This is a genomic window from Burkholderiales bacterium, from assembly GCA_013695435.1.
In the GTDB taxonomy this organism is placed as follows: domain Bacteria; phylum Pseudomonadota; class Gammaproteobacteria; order Burkholderiales; family JACMKV01; genus JACMKV01.
This window is the reverse complement of sequence record JACDAM010000077.1, coordinates 1-13,758: the sequence shown is the minus strand read 5'-3', so window position 1 is coordinate 13,758 and position 13,758 is coordinate 1. Positions and strand designations below refer to the sequence as shown.

Genomic DNA, 13,758 nt, shown 5'->3' with positions numbered 1-13,758 from the left:
CTTGTTGCACGGGGACGAAAAGATCGCCTACGGCGACGCCGGCTACCAGGGCGTGCACAAGCGGCCCGAGGCCGCGGGACCGGACTGGCAGGTGGCCATGCGCCCGGGCAAGCGCAAGTTGCTCAACCCCTTCCTCGAACACGACGACATCGCCCTGCGCCGTGAGCAGTTCAAGGCCAGCGTGCGCGCCAAGGTTGAGCATCCGTTCCGGGTTCTCAAGCGGCAGTTCGGATTCACCAAGGTGCGCTACCGCGGGCTGGTGAAGAACACGGCGCAGATCGTCACGCTGTTCGCGCTCGGCAACCTGTGGATGGCGCGGCGGCAACTGATGGGAGCGCCGGGATGAGTGCGTCCGCAGGGCCCGAAGCGGGCCTGCGAAGCGCACAGAACGCTGTTGCGGGGCACCGCAAGGGCGTCTGACTGGGCTGAATTCGAGAGTTGCGTTCATCGTGCGCTTCATGGCCTCAAAAACTGATAAGTAGGCGTGTTCTTCAGAGCTTCCCTAGGTGAAAGTGTCACCGAAACCGATGCAAGCTCCGCCGGTCCGCTGCAGCGCGAGTTAGGCGGTTTGGATTTCCCCACCCGAGATGTTCCCCTCCTCTATCCCACTCCATGATCGAAGTCTAGCGGGAGGTCTCGAGGAGAAGCACCCAGTCGCTATCTTCCCACGCGTTCCCACCTGGTGGTCGGAATTCGTGGATGGCGTCGTTTGCGAGCGGCGAACCTTCGACAGCTCTCGTACTGCCATCCGTCGGGTCGACCCAATGCGCCTTCACTGGGGCGGATAGGCGGGCCAGGTTCACGGAAACCGGGCGCGCCTCGGGCAGATAGACAATGACCAGGGAGCCGTCGGCGGCCCGGGCCGCGCTGACGTAACCGTCCTCGCCGATCTTGCCGCGCCCCTGCGTCACGAGTCCATCGCCTTGGTCTGGCTCCAGTTTCCACCACGCCCGCGTGGCGAAGAGTTGCTTCACGTGGGCCATCTGTTTCGCGCCGGGATCGGCCATGGCGTCGCGCCAACGGTCGCTAAATTTCCAGATGTCCCGATGTCCGTAGGCATGGCCGGCGAGCGCCCCATTCAGCACGGCGGCATAGACCTGCCGCCGCAAGCGAAAGGGATCGCCCTGCCGCTTATCGTTGGCCTCGCGCTCATAGCCGGACTCGATGAGAACAACCGGGCGCACCGTCCCGTTACGGCTCCACTCTTTGTAGACCGGAGCGTGCAGTTCCCTGTAGCTGTAGGCTGCGTTCAGGCTCAGCCATCCCTGGTCGTCGTAGAAATCCGCGCTGGAGCGGTCCGGGTAGTTATGGGCGGTCATCAAATGGTGCGGCGCCATCTCATGGATGCCCTGCGCCAGCGCGTTGATGACCTCCAGCGACTGCTCAGGATCGTGATCGCCCCCCATGATCCAGATGATGTTCGGGAATTTCGCGTAGCGGGCGCCGACCCAGTGGCCCCACTGGCGGGCCTTTTTCGCTCCATTCACGTTGAGCGGTTTCGGCTTGCCGTCCTTTTCTCCCGCCCAACCTTCGTCACAGCAGCCCGACCACAACGGGGCAATCGCCAGCAGGAAGCCCATGTCACTCGCCTTCTGGATTACCGCATCAGCATGGGCGAAGTACACCTCGTTCGGTCTGGCGAGATCAAACTCGCCTTCAAACGGCGACTCGCCGGCATGGTTCTTCATGTCGATGAAGCCGGTCAGTAGGATCTGCAGCGCGTTGAATCCCTTGGCCCGGCGGTCTTCGAGGAATTCTCCCGCTTCCACCGGGTTGAGCTTCAGCAGCATCCACGGTGTGTCAGCGTGATAGAAAAAGGGCTGGTTCTTCGCATCCACCAGGTAGCGGCCGTCGCGGCTGGCCTTCGGCGGGAAGGCTGGCTCGGCGAGGACTGGCTGGGCTAGCGACAGTGCAGCCAAGAGGGAGATCGAGAGCAGGGCGTTTCCACAGCGATGCGGGCGCCGATGGTGAGGGTTCATGGTATCGCAAGTCCTTTTAGCAAGAGAATTGGGGGGCTAACTCAAAGTAAACGACAACTTTCATAAACGGAGTGTCAACGGATTGCTGCTGCCTTCGGTCATTACCTTGCCTTCCAATTTGGGCAAATCTAAAACCGGGCCGGATGGGAACCGCTCCTTAACCTCCGAAGCTGCTCATGCAACTGCGTGACCACCCTGACCATGGATTACAGCATGCGCGCCAAGCGTTACAGCAATATTTAGCGAGGCGAGTTATATCGAGGGCGCGGCGTTTCATTCTGTTCCACGATAAGCGCCATCCGCGTGATTTGGGCGCGGCCGAGGTCGAGGCGTTTCTGACGTATCTGGCGGTCGAGCGCGGCGTTTCGGCTTCGACGCAGAATCAGGCGAAATCGGCGCTGCTGTTTCTCTACAAGGAGGTGCTGGGAATCGCGTTGCCTTGGCTTCGTTTCTCGGTGTGGCACAAGCGGACTCGAGTTCCATTCGTGCCCATGCGGTGGCGAGACGGTTGCGCACGATATTAGGCATCAGCGGTTTGATACTCGACGGATGGCCGGCCTTCGATAAGCCCTACCACCGAGACATCCTCATCGACGACTGGCCAGTGAACGCCTTCGCCTAGCAACTCGTACCTCGATAACTGCTCAGGAGTAGCGTTAGCGAGACGCGGAAACCATACCAGCGGTACGGAGATCGTGCGCCCATCATTAAGCGAAACTACAAGCTCGTCCGCAGTGCAACGAACTGCCACGGCGCGCGGGATAGCTTTAAGACCTAAAGAACTCATTCCATGCCTCCACAAACTTCTGTTGATTTTGCTCAACCGAGCGCATAAGTCGAGTCAACTCATGCGGAGCGAAGCCAGTGCTGCTTGCAAGCAGCGGTTGTTAACCAGAACTTGGCGGCATTCGCTCCTTCTGTATATGGATGTGGCGAGATTCGTTGTTCTCGCTGGCGTAGAAAAAAACCGTTAACCGCCGATACGAAGAACAGTTGGCACACCACCTCAGTTCATAAAGTTGCCTAACGTGACGAAGCCATAATCTTCATGCAGCGGTGCGGCTCGAACGAGTGGTTCGATGGCGCGCAGCGCCGCAACCCGGCCTCGCGCCATCGCTTCTGCTTTTTGCATTCATTTCACAGGCTGCTGCAACTGCTCCAGTATCGCCGGATTCTCCAGAGTCGAAATGTCCTGCGTGATTTCTTCGCCTTTAGCGATCGAGCGCAGTAAACGCCGCATGATTTTTCCGGAGCGGGTTTTCGGCAGGTTGTCGCCGAAGCGGATGTCTTTCGGCTTGGCGATCGGGCCGATTTCCTTGCCGACCCAGTCGCGCAGTTCGGCGACGATTTTTTTCGCTTCATCGCCGGTCGGACGGTGACCTTTGAGCACGACGAAGGCGACGATGGCCTCACCGGTCATGTCGTCAGGGCGGCCGACGACCGCGGCTTCGGCGACGAGTTTGGTGTTGGCGACCAGCGCTGATTCGATTTCCATCGTTCCCATGCGATGGCCGGAGACGTTGAGCACGTCGTCGATACGCCCCATGATCGTGAAGTAGCCGGTTTCTTTGTCGCGGATCGAGCCGTCGCCGGCGAGATACAGCTTGCCGCCGAGTTCTTCCGGAAAATAGTTTTTCTTGTAGCGATCATCATCGCCCCAGATCGTGCGGATCATCGACGGCCACGGGCGTTTTACGACCAGCATGCCGCCTTGGCCATTCGGCACGTCCTTGCCGGTTTCATCGACTATCGCCGCTATGATGCCGGGCAAGGGGAGGGTGCACGAGCCTGGAACCAGCGGCGTAACGCCGGGCAGCGGCGTGATCATGTGGGCGCCGGTTTCGGTCTGCCAGAAAGTATCGACGATAGGGCAGCGGCCGCCGCCGACAGTGGTGTGATACCACATCCACGCTTCGGGATTGATCGGCTCGCCGACCGAACCGAGGATACGCAGGCTCGACAGATCGTATTTCTCCGGCAGATCGTGGCCGGCCTTTATCAGCGAGCGGATCGCAGTGGGCGCGGTGTAGAACACAGTGACTTTGTGATCCTGGATGATCTTCCAGAAACGCCCTGCATCGGGATAGGTCGGCACGCCCTCGAATACGATTTCGGTCGCGCCGCAAGCGAGCGGGCCGTACGTGATGTAGGTGTGGCCGGTGACCCAGCCGACGTCCGCCGTGCACCAGAAAACATCGGACGGCTTGTAGTCGAACGTCCATTTCATGGTCAGGATCGCCATCAGCAAGTAGCCGCCGCTCGAATGCTGCACGCCTTTCGGCTTGCCGGTCGAGCCCGACGTGTAGAGGACGAACAGCGGATGTTCGGCGCTGACCCAGGTCGGCTCGCATTCCTGGGGTTGACCTTTGATCACGTCATCCCACCATTTGTCGCGCCCTGCTTGCAGCGAAATATCGGCGCCGGTGCGCTTGTAGATGACCACGTTTTTTACGCTGTCGCAGCCGCCGAGGGAAAATGCTTCGTCGACCGCGGGCTTGAGCGGAATGGCCTTGCCGCCGCGATATTGGCCGTCTGCCGCGACCACCGCGACGGCGCCGGTATCGACGATGCGCTCCTGTAAACTCTTGGCCGAGAATCCGCCGAACACGACCGAATGGATGGCGCCGATGCGCGCGCACGCCTGCATGGCGGTGACCGCTTCTATCGACATCGGCATGTAAATCAGGACGCGGTCGCCTTTCTTGATGCCGAGCGATTTCAGACCGTTCGCGAACTGGCAGACTTTATGGTAAAGCTCTTTGTAAGTGGCCTTGGTGACTTTGCCGTCGTCGGCCTCGAAAATAATCGCGACCTTGTCGCCCTGGGTTTTCAGATGGCGGTCGAGACAGTTATAGGAAACGTTTAATTCACCGTCGCTAAACCACTGGTATAACGGAGCATCCGATTCGTCGAGCACTTTCGTGAACGGTTTGTGCCACTCGATATGTTCGCGCGCAAGCCTGCCCCAGAATCCCTGGTAATCTTTTTCAGCTTCCTCGCACAGCTTGCGGTAGGCGGCCATGCCGGAAACGTTGGCCTGCTTTACAAAGGCCTCAGCGGGCTGAAAAACGCGTTTTTCGGTTGAGACGGATTCGATATTGGACATGCTTTCTCCGATGATGGGGTGCTGCGGTAAAGCCGCTGGGATAAAGCCGTTGTTACAGCTTTGACGGCCTGTTGTCAGGCAATGGACGGCGGATGGTGAAGCTCTTGATTCTATGCCTGCGGCCGGATTTAATCCACGGTGGAAGGGGGGATCGGCGAGCCCTGGAGACCTGGATTGAATTGACGGTGGTGCGCGATTGATGATAATTTTAGCGCGCTTTGTGCTTCGCAATATTTTATGGTCTATTGGAATAACAAAGACTTGAAATAACTTGCTGAAGCAGTTTATTCCTTTCCCATATTCGGTTTCTCTTACCTTTCTTTCGATAAATGGCGCGCTATCTGACCGTATTATCCGGTTTTATTTTCTGGAGTCGCTGGCTGCAGGCGCCGCTGTACTTGGGCCTGATCGTCGCGCAAGCCGTATACGTCTACCATTTCATGCTGGAACTCTGGCACTTGCTGGAGAAAGCTCAGGGGATTTCGGAAGTCGATATCATGCTTGTCGTGCTCGGCCTGATCGACGTCGTCATGATCGCCAATCTGCTGATCATGGTTATCGTCGGCGGTTATGAAACCTTCGTATCGCGCCTGAATCTGAAAGACCATCCAGACCAGCCTGAGTGGCTGTCGCACGTCAATGCCGGTGTCCTGAAAGTGAAGCTGGCGACGGCGCTGATCGGCATTTCGTCGATACATCTTTTGAAAACCTTTATCAACGCGCCGCAGCTCAGCGAACACACGATCATGTGGCAGGTGATTATTCATCTGACTTTCGTATTCTCGGCGCTGGCAATGGCGGCGACTGACAAGATGATGAATTCGCAGAAAGCCGACGAACGCGCGCACGCCTGACGTAGTATTGCAGCGTGCGCAGCACCTTCGTGGGACGCGGGTAGGGCGCCAAAAACCGAACGGGAATTCATGAGCACGTCATGAGCACAATACGCGAACAGGATTTGGTTGAAAGCGTAGCCTCCGCGCTGCAATACATCTCCTATTACCATCCGCGCGATTACATCCAGGCGTTGGGCAAAGCCTTTGATCGGGAAGAATCGCCGGCCGCGCGTGACGCGATCGCGCAAATCCTGACCAATTCGCGCATGTGCGCGGAAGGCAAGCGGCCGATCTGCCAGGATACCGGCATCGTCGTCGTCTTCCTCAAGATCGGCATGGACGTGCGCTGGCAAATGTCGGAAGGATCCGGGAAGCGCGGCGTCGCCGACATGGTCAACGAAGGCGTGCGCCGCGCCTATGCGCATCCCGACAACGTGCTGCGCGCATCCATCGTCGCCGACCCGGCCGGCGGCAGAAAAAATACGCGCGACAACACGCCGGCCGTGATCCATATGGAGTTGATCGCCGGCGACACGGTAGAGGTCGCGCTCGCGGCCAAAGGTGGCGGTTCGGAAAACAAATCGAAGTTCGTCATGCTGAATCCCTCCGACAGCATCGTCGACTGGGTTCTAAAAACCGTGCCGACCATGGGTGCCGGCTGGTGTCCGCCGGGCATGCTCGGCATCGGCATCGGAGGTAGCGCCGAGAAAGCGATGGTGCTGGCGAAAGAAGCGCTGATGCAGCCGATCGACATGCATGAATTGAAAGCGCGCGGCGCGCAAAACCGGATCGAGGAAATGCGCATCGAGTTGCACGACAAGGTCAATCGACTCGGCATCGGCGCGCAGGGCCTCGGTGGGCTCACGACGGTGCTCGACGTCAAGATTCTCGATTATCCGACCCACGCTGCGAGCTTGCCGGTGGCGATGATTCCGAACTGCGCCGCCACGCGCCACGCCCATTTCGTGCTCGACGGCAGCGGTCCCGCGGAACTGCCGGCGCCCGACCTCGATGCCTGGCCCAAGGTCGCCTGGAGCGCGAGTCCGAGCGCCCGGCGTGTGAATCTCGATACCGTCACGCGCGCCGAAGTCGCATCGTGGAAACCCGGCGAAACGCTCCTGCTGTCGGGCAAACTGCTGACCGGGCGCGATGCCGCCCACAAACGTATCGCCGATTTTTTCAAGCGCGGCGAGCCGCTGCCGACCGGGGTCGATTTCAAAAATCGCTTCATCTATTACGTCGGCCCCGTCGATCCGGTGCGCGACGAAGTCGTCGGCCCGGCGGGCCCAACCACCGCCACGCGCATGGATAAATTCACCGAGATGATGCTCGAAAAAACCGGATTGCTCGGTATGGTCGGCAAAGCCGAGCGCGGTCCCACCGCGATCGAGGCGATCAAAAAACACAAAGCCGTTTACCTGATGGCGGTCGGCGGCGCCGCGTATCTGGTTTCCAAGGCAATCAAAGCCTCGCGCGTCGTCGCTTTCGCCGATCTCGGCATGGAAGCGATTTACGAGTTCGATGTGCGCGACATGCCGGTCACGGTCGCCGTCGATGCTAACGGGACTTCCGTGCACGAGACCGGTCCCAGGGAATGGCGCGCACGCATCGCGTTGATCCCGGCCTGAGAGCGCTTTCCGTCGTTCGCATAATTCCTGTCTCGCACGTTGCCCCTTAAGCAACGTAGCGTGCGCCGCGCGCACGATCCAGCGGTTTCAGGCAATCAGGAACTGCAAATCAGCCGTTCTGGATATCGATAATCGAGTAACGCATGGCGAGGCGCACGAGCGCGATGTCGGATTTGATTCCCAGTTTTTGCTTGATCATCGTAGAGCTGTTGGCGACTGTTTCTGGCTCAGATTGAGCACGCCCGCAATATCCCTGACCGACGCGCCGGCCGCGAGTTTGCGGAAAATCTCGAACTCGCGCGGGGTCAATAGCCGCATCGGATCGTTTTCGCCGGTCAGGTTTTCACGCGCGACAGCCTGCGCGATATCAGGGGATACGAAGGTCTTACCCTGATGCACGGCGCGCACGGCTTCGATCAATATGGCGGGCTCGTTGGTTTTGGTGACATAGCCGGCGGCGCCTGCGCGCAATGCGCTTCTCGCGAACGTCGCCGAAGTATGCATGCTGAATATCAGGATACGCATCGTGCGCGCGCGCCAGCATGCGCCGCATCGCTTCGAGCCCGCCCATGCCGGCCATCGAGATATCGAGGACGATGACATCGGCATCGTTTTCGCGCGTGATCCGATAAGCGTCTTCCCCGCTCGCGGCTTCCGCGATCACCCTGATGTCCGCGGTTTCCTCGAGCAGGCGGCGATAGCCGGCCCTGACCACGGCGTGGTCGTCCACCAGCATGACGCGGATCGCCGCAGTATTCACGCTACTGCCGCTACCGCCAACTCGCGGTTGCCGGCGCTGTCGCCGGGGATAGGCAGTACGGCGATCACCTTGAAGCCACGCTCGGATTCGGCGATCAGTTCCAAGTAGCCGCCCAGACCGGATACGCGCTCCTGCATGCCGAGTAGACCCAATCCGGGTTGCGGCGGCCGCTCGCTCTTGCCGTTGTCCGCGATTTGCAAATGGATGCGTGCATCGGTTGATTTGCGTTGCACGGCGATCTTCACGCAATCGGCGTCGGAATGACGCGAGATATTGGTCAATGCTTCCTGCACGATGCGATAGACCGCAAGCTGCAGCGGCTCGTCGAGATCATCGAGGCCGCCCTCGACGTCGAGCGTACACGCGACTTGCTGTTGCCGCGCGGCCCATGCGCTGACCAGCTCGCGCAAGCTGTCTTCGAGCCCGAGTTCGCTCAAGGCGCTCGGGCGCAGTCGCGCCAGCATCGAGCGCGTCAGCTTCTGCATATCAGCGGTGACGGCTACGATGGCGCGCGCGCTTTCCAGCACGCTTCCTCTTTCCTGCTCGGCGCGTTTGACGATAAAGCAGGCCTCGGCGTGAATCGCGGCCTGGCACTGACCGAGTTCATCGTGCAGTTCTCGCGCAAGATTGCGCCGCTCTTCCTCCTGCGCCAGCATCAGTTTCCGCGTCAGCCCGCATTGCGCGGCGCGCGCCTGTTCCATGGTCGCCGCCATCTCGTTGAACAGCGTGCTCATGCGCGCGAGTTCGGCGAGCCGGAATTTCGGCAAACGTATTTTGTAATTGCCTTTCTGCAATTCAGCGAAGGCCGCCAACACCTTGTCGAGCGGCGCCAGCGAATGCACGAGCAGCCAATAAACGAGGCCGTTGAGCGCGAGAAACAGAATCGCGGCAAGCCCGCCCAAGGTGCGAAACGTGCGCCAGATCTCATCCGTTTCGCTTGACGGATCGGCGGCCAGAACGATGCTGCCCGGCGTGTGGCCGTCGAGCAGGACATCGCGCGCAAGCGCCGGCGCCGGCGCGGAAAACAGATCGACCAGCGCGACGAACCAGGCTGGAGCGCTCGACACTGGCGCTTCCACATGATTGCCGGCGAGCAGCTTGCCGTTCGCATCGAGCAGGCGGATGTCGAGATGGCGCACGCTGCGGAGATCGATGAGCAGGTTTTCGACGGCGGCGGTTTTCGAGCCCGCCGCTGCGCCGGATTTCAGCATCGATAAACGGCAGCGCGAGCAGCTTGGTCGATTCGGTTTCGCGGCGAATGTCGCCGCTTGCGCTATACAGCGTGAGCAGCGTGCCGAGCAGCGCAACCGCAGCCAGCAGCGCGGTGATCGAAAGACCGAGCTTGAGCTTGAGATTCACGACAACGCCTTTCGAAGCGCGCAAAGCGCAACCACCGCATGCGCCAATCGAACCGGCTGTTTCGTTTGAGCAGGCGATGGCGCTCGCGACAGACGAGACCGTAAGGCGCGGACTTAGCGGGCTTCCGGATGAAGTTGCCTACCGTCCGACTTATGGGCTTTACAGCGTGCATTTCACTGGCGGCGCGCTCGGTTCGCCGGTTGTGTATATCGACGGCCTCGACGGCAACATCGTCGGCGCGCGCGTTCCCGGCCAGGGAAGCGCCGGCGACGTTTTCGCTCAACTTCAGTTTCCGCTGCACAGTGGGCGCATCGCCGGCCTGACCGGACGCATCATTATCGGTCTCGCCGGACTCGCCACTGCGATGCTTGCGATCACCGGCGTCATCATCTGGCTCAAGCGGCGGCGCTCCGGCGTTTCGATCAATTGATGTTCGCCTTGCGCGCAAGCGCGATCACTTTCGCGGCTCGCCTCACGAGTGTACAGATGCGAGGGAATGAGACGGTCTCATCGTGCTGGCTGCAGCTTGCCGCGTATCGACCGCTCGAGCCCATCCCGACCGCTGTTGCCTTCGGGTGGGAAATTTACGCCATCGGCGGCACCGAGCACGATCCCAACAAACGGACGATTTGTTTCCATTGGTCGAGCGCTACGACCCCGGTCAGCAATACCGGACGATCATGAGTATATGCCGGCTACCCGACTGCACGCCGTGGCCGCTGATCCCAGTGTGGGGTAGTGATTGACGAACGCAAATGTCAGCGCCGTTTCATTGTCCGCGCCTTGCACGCAATGCGTGCGCTCTCACTGGAGCGCTTCTCGGGAGAGGGGAATTAAAGGTAGGTCAGTATTCTCCTGGAGTCAATCGCAGTCTTGGTGATGCCCGCCGCGTTCGCCTTCGACCAGGCATTCGGCAAAGTCCTCGTCCGTGAGCAGGCGAAACAATACGCGCGCCGCAACCGCGGTGTCGGGGAAATCGCTGAAAAGGCCGTCGATGCCCGCCTGGTAGTAGGTCAGGTATTCGTTCACGGGATTACTGCCGTAGTCCGAAGCGAGACGGCGCTGCTCGTTGCGGAACGTGTAAGGATGAACGACGAGGCCGGCCTGGTGCGCATTCTCGACGATCTCGGACGCCGGCAGCAGCGTGCGGTCGCGCTCATCGACGTTGCCATCGCCGTTCACGTCGTCGGCCTTGCCGTCGTTGTTCGCATCCGTACCTTTGGAACTGATGATATAAGGCTTCCACGGACCGATGCCGTCGGCATAGGCGCGGACTTCAGCCAGCCCTTGAGGTGTGACGAGATCGCTGAACAAGCCTTGCCGGCCGGAGACAACCCAGTCGTAAGGGCGATCGAACGGCGGCGTGAAGTCGAGCGAGCCGTCCAGATTCACGTCGTTGGCGTCCACCAGTTGCACCAGTTTCACAGAGCTTCGACTGTTTAAATATTTGAGATTGGCGGTCTCGAACGACTGGATGAAGACCGGCGCGCCGGAATGGTTCCAGCCCGCTTTGCCGAGTACGTTCAGCAGCCGATCTTCCAATGGCAGGCCGATGCCCTGGTGATAGGTCGGGTGCTTGGTCTCCGGGTAGATTCCGATTTCGCGCTTTTTCTCGCGCGACTTGCGCTTGGCGAGGTGGATGATTTCTTCGAGTGTCGGGATTTTGAATTGACCGTTGAAACGCTGATCGCGATCGCCCATCGGTTGCAGGGCGCCCAGGAGCTTGATTTCGGCCAGCGTGAAATCGCTCGCGAACCAGCCTTCCTCCTCCACGCCATCGACGACCGCCTTGCGCTTGCGGTTGGCGAATTGCGGGAAATCCTTGACGTTGGTGGTGCTGGTGATGTTGGGTTCGTGGCGCGCGATGAGGCGGCCGTCTTTGGTCGCGACGACATCCGGCTCGATGTAATCGGCGCCCAACTCGATGGCCAGCGCATACGATTCAAGCGTGTGTTCGGGCAGATAACCGCTGGCGCCACGATGGCCGATGACCAGCGGCGAGCGCGCTTCGTCGTCATCGTACTTGCCGGCCGACGTTTCCGTCATCGGCAACGCAAACAGCGCCGCGACCGCAACCGTTTTAAGTAAACGCGTCACCCTCATAGCCTTACCCCTTTCGCATCAGTGGAAAGAAACAAGGTATATCGGCAAGATGACAGCGAAGTGACCGATCGTAAAAACGGTGATTGGCGGGATCTCCGATGCGGCGCCGATGCTACGGTTTTGCGCCGCGGGGCGCTGAGCCCCGAAGTCGCCAGCTCTTCGGACAGCGCAAGCTTGCGTAAACTGACGCTGCAACTGGATGACAGCACGCTCACCGGCGATATCGCTGTCAAAAACTTTTCAAAACCAGCCGCGACTTTTTCGCTTAACGTCGACTTATCCACTACCGGGTCGCATCCACGCTGTATCGAGGCCCTTAGCAACGAAGACTTGCGCGAGCAAGGTTTGGTACGCGCAGTCGTTTTCAACAGCCTGTTAGACAATCCGCGCTGCCGCAGGTAATCTTGTTGCTAGCGTTCGTGATCGCGAACTGACCGCGGTTTGCGCCCGACGTCCCGAATGCCACAAGCTTCGCCGAAGCCGCGGGCTGGCGCGCATGTCCGATGCCAGGGCGATCAGCGTAGCGTGCAACAACTACGGCGGGCCTCCCCGCATTGCAGGGTAGCCAACCTGGTCAGGTCCGGAAGGAAGCAGCCACAGCTATTTTCTGCAAGTGCCGGGGGTTGGGCTCGCCACCCCTTTTGCTTTATCATGGCCGGGCATTTTCCTCCCGCGCTGGCCATGAAAAAAACATCCCGATTGCTCGCCGTTCTGTGTTGTCTCTGCCCATCTTTGCGGGCCTTAGCCTATGACGGTGTCGCGCTCGAAATCGGCACCGGCGATTCGGTTGACATGGTGCGCGCGGCCTATCAGTGGGACTGGAACAGGCAATGGCTGAACGTCGGCAACTGGCATGTCGGGGGTTATTGGGATGCCGCGCTCGGCTACTGGCGCGGTGACGATACGCCGGGCAGCCACCGCAATATCGTCGATATCGGCTTGACCCCGGTGTTTCGCTTGCAGCAGACGCACAAGAGCGGCATATCGCCGTATCTGGAAGCTGCCGTCGGCTTCCATCTGCTTTCGCATACCTCGATTTCCGAGCAGCAACTCGCTACCGCCTTTCAGTTCGGCGATCATCTCGGCATTGGTATGCGCTTCGGCGAGAAACACCGATACGATCTCGCCTTCCGCTACCAGCATTTGTCGAACGGCAGCATCAAGCAGCCGAACGACGGCATCAGCTTCGGTCAGGTGCGTTTCGGCTATTGGTTTTAGCGCCCGCAGCGGCAAATCACGCAGTCACCCTGCCGTACGTTCCGTTGCCAATCTCTTCGAATCACCGTCGCCAATGACTACTACCGTGCTGGCGCGCAAGTGGCGCCCGCGAAATTTCTCCGAATTGGTCGGGCAGGAACACGTGGTACGCGCGCTGTCCAACGCGCTCGAACAGAAACGTCTGCATCACGCCTGGCTGCTGACTGGCACGCGCGGCGTCGGCAAAACAACGCTCGCGCGCATCATGGCCAAAGCGCTGAATTGCGCGGCTGGCATCACGCCAACGCCGTGCGGTCAGTGCGCGGCTTGCAGGGAAATCGATACCGGCCGCTATATCGACCTGATCGAGCTTGACGCCGCCTCGAACACGCAGGTCGACAACATGCGCGAATTGCTGGAAAACGCGCAATACCTGCCGACCGCGGCGCGCTTCAAGGTCTATATCATCGACGAAGTCCATATGCTGTCCAAATCGGCGTTCAACGCGATGCTGAAAACGCTCGAAGAGCCGCCCGAGCACGTCAAGTTCATTCTGGCGACGACAGATCCGCAGAAAATTCCGGTGACGGTGTTGTCGCGCTGCTTGCAGTTCAATTTGAAGCAGATGACGGCGGCTTCCGTCGCGGCTCAGCTGACCCGTATTGCCGAGGCCGAAGGGGGCGAGGCGGATGCTGGCGCGCTAGTATTACTTGCGCATGCCGCGCGTGGCAGCATGCGCGATGGGCTCTCGTTGCTGGATCAGGCGATTGCTTACTCGGCGGGCGAGGTC

Annotated in this window: 12 protein-coding genes, 1 other RNA gene and 2 pseudogenes; 9 read left to right on the top strand and 6 right to left on the bottom strand. The window is 60.0% G+C overall.

Annotated elements, in window-relative coordinates; genetic code table 11:
• A partial coding sequence (locus H0V78_04500; protein MBA2351058.1) for a transposase occupies nucleotides 1–346 on the top strand: 346 nt, incomplete at its 5' end.
• Nucleotides 347–623: 277 nt separating this feature from the next.
• Here the strand turns inward: H0V78_04500 and H0V78_04495 are convergent.
• Nucleotides 624–1,919 carry a DUF4038 domain-containing protein gene (locus H0V78_04495; protein MBA2351057.1) on the bottom strand — a complete coding sequence of 432 codons (1,296 nt, stop codon included), beginning with the start codon at nucleotides 1,917–1,919 and terminating at the stop codon, nucleotides 624–626.
• A 236-nt stretch (nucleotides 1,920–2,155) separates the two neighbouring features.
• Here H0V78_04495 and H0V78_04490 point away from each other — a divergent pair.
• Nucleotides 2,156–2,425 (top strand): annotated as a pseudogene (locus tag H0V78_04490) (phage integrase N-terminal SAM-like domain-containing protein).
• A gap of 74 nt (nucleotides 2,426–2,499) precedes the next feature.
• Here H0V78_04490 and H0V78_04485 read toward each other — a convergent pair.
• Complete coding sequence (locus H0V78_04485; GenBank protein ID MBA2351056.1) at nucleotides 2,500–2,766, bottom strand: DUF2442 domain-containing protein; 267 nt, start codon at nucleotides 2,764–2,766, stop codon at nucleotides 2,500–2,502.
• A 345-nt stretch (nucleotides 2,767–3,111) separates the two neighbouring features.
• Nucleotides 3,112–5,085: an acetate--CoA ligase gene (gene acs / locus H0V78_04480; GenBank protein ID MBA2351055.1), complete on the bottom strand. Its 1,974-nt coding sequence runs from the start codon at nucleotides 5,083–5,085 to the stop codon at nucleotides 3,112–3,114.
• Nucleotides 5,086–5,414: 329 nt separating this feature from the next.
• Here acs and H0V78_04475 point away from each other — a divergent pair, with 329 nt between their 5' ends.
• Together H0V78_04475 and H0V78_04470 are read left to right on the top strand one after the other, a co-directional pair.
• Nucleotides 5,415–5,939, top strand: a complete 525-nt coding sequence (locus H0V78_04475; protein ID MBA2351054.1) for a TIGR00645 family protein — start codon at nucleotides 5,415–5,417, stop codon at nucleotides 5,937–5,939.
• An 80-nt stretch (nucleotides 5,940–6,019) separates the two neighbouring features.
• On the top strand, nucleotides 6,020–7,549 hold the full coding sequence (locus tag H0V78_04470; GenBank protein MBA2351053.1) for a fumarate hydratase: 1,530 nt from the start codon (nucleotides 6,020–6,022) through the stop codon (nucleotides 7,547–7,549).
• A 109-nt stretch (nucleotides 7,550–7,658) separates the two neighbouring features.
• On the opposite strand, the pseudogene H0V78_04465 reads toward H0V78_04470, so the two are convergent.
• A pseudogene (locus tag H0V78_04465) lies at nucleotides 7,659–8,285 on the bottom strand (response regulator transcription factor).
• Between the two features lie 20 nt (nucleotides 8,286–8,305).
• Nucleotides 8,306–9,520 carry a sensor histidine kinase gene (locus H0V78_04460; GenBank protein MBA2351052.1) on the bottom strand — a complete coding sequence of 405 codons (1,215 nt, stop codon included), beginning with the start codon at nucleotides 9,518–9,520 and terminating at the stop codon, nucleotides 8,306–8,308.
• 23 nt (nucleotides 9,521–9,543) lie between these two features.
• On the opposite strand from H0V78_04460, the gene H0V78_04455 reads away from it, so the two are divergent.
• Nucleotides 9,544–10,098 carry a PepSY domain-containing protein gene (locus tag H0V78_04455; protein MBA2351051.1) on the top strand — a complete coding sequence of 185 codons (555 nt, stop codon included), beginning with the start codon at nucleotides 9,544–9,546 and terminating at the stop codon, nucleotides 10,096–10,098.
• Nucleotides 10,099–10,529: 431 nt separating this feature from the next.
• Here H0V78_04455 and H0V78_04450 read toward each other — a convergent pair whose 3' ends face one another.
• Nucleotides 10,530–11,771, bottom strand: coding sequence for a glycerophosphodiester phosphodiesterase (locus H0V78_04450; GenBank protein ID MBA2351050.1), 1,242 nt, complete (start codon nucleotides 11,769–11,771; stop codon nucleotides 10,530–10,532).
• Nucleotides 11,772–11,945: 174 nt separating this feature from the next.
• Between H0V78_04450 and H0V78_04445 the strand changes: the two genes are divergently transcribed.
• The 4 genes from H0V78_04445 to dnaX all read left to right on the top strand — a co-directional run.
• The gene (locus H0V78_04445) at nucleotides 11,946–12,173 is read left to right on the top strand and encodes a hypothetical protein (GenBank protein ID MBA2351049.1); all 228 of its coding nucleotides are present in this window, start codon (nucleotides 11,946–11,948) and stop codon (nucleotides 12,171–12,173) included.
• 136 nt (nucleotides 12,174–12,309) lie between these two features.
• Nucleotides 12,310–12,408: signal recognition particle sRNA small type (ffs, locus tag H0V78_04440), an RNA gene on the top strand.
• 44 nt (nucleotides 12,409–12,452) lie between these two features.
• Nucleotides 12,453–12,989: an acyloxyacyl hydrolase gene (locus tag H0V78_04435; protein ID MBA2351048.1), complete on the top strand. Its 537-nt coding sequence runs from the start codon at nucleotides 12,453–12,455 to the stop codon at nucleotides 12,987–12,989.
• Between the two features lie 73 nt (nucleotides 12,990–13,062).
• A partial coding sequence (gene dnaX, locus H0V78_04430; GenBank protein ID MBA2351047.1) for a DNA polymerase III subunit gamma/tau occupies nucleotides 13,063–13,758 on the top strand: 696 nt, incomplete at its 3' end.

Excerpts from the sequence above, each read along its gene's own strand:
- H0V78_04475 (MBA2351054.1), top strand. The coding sequence starts at position 5,415 with ATGGCGCGCTATCTGACCGTATTATCCGGTTTTATTTTCTGGAGTCGC.
- acs (MBA2351055.1), bottom strand. The coding sequence starts at position 5,085 with ATGTCCAATATCGAATCCGTCTCAACCGAAAAACGCGTTTTTCAGCCC.
- H0V78_04435 (MBA2351048.1), top strand. The coding sequence starts at position 12,453 with ATGAAAAAAACATCCCGATTGCTCGCCGTTCTGTGTTGTCTCTGCCCA.
- H0V78_04450 (MBA2351050.1), bottom strand. The coding sequence starts at position 11,771 with ATGAGGGTGACGCGTTTACTTAAAACGGTTGCGGTCGCGGCGCTGTTT.
- H0V78_04470 (MBA2351053.1), top strand. The coding sequence starts at position 6,020 with ATGAGCACAATACGCGAACAGGATTTGGTTGAAAGCGTAGCCTCCGCG.
- H0V78_04460 (MBA2351052.1), bottom strand. The coding sequence starts at position 9,520 with ATGCTGAAATCCGGCGCAGCGGCGGGCTCGAAAACCGCCGCCGTCGAA.
- H0V78_04485 (MBA2351056.1), bottom strand. The coding sequence starts at position 2,766 with ATGAGTTCTTTAGGTCTTAAAGCTATCCCGCGCGCCGTGGCAGTTCGT.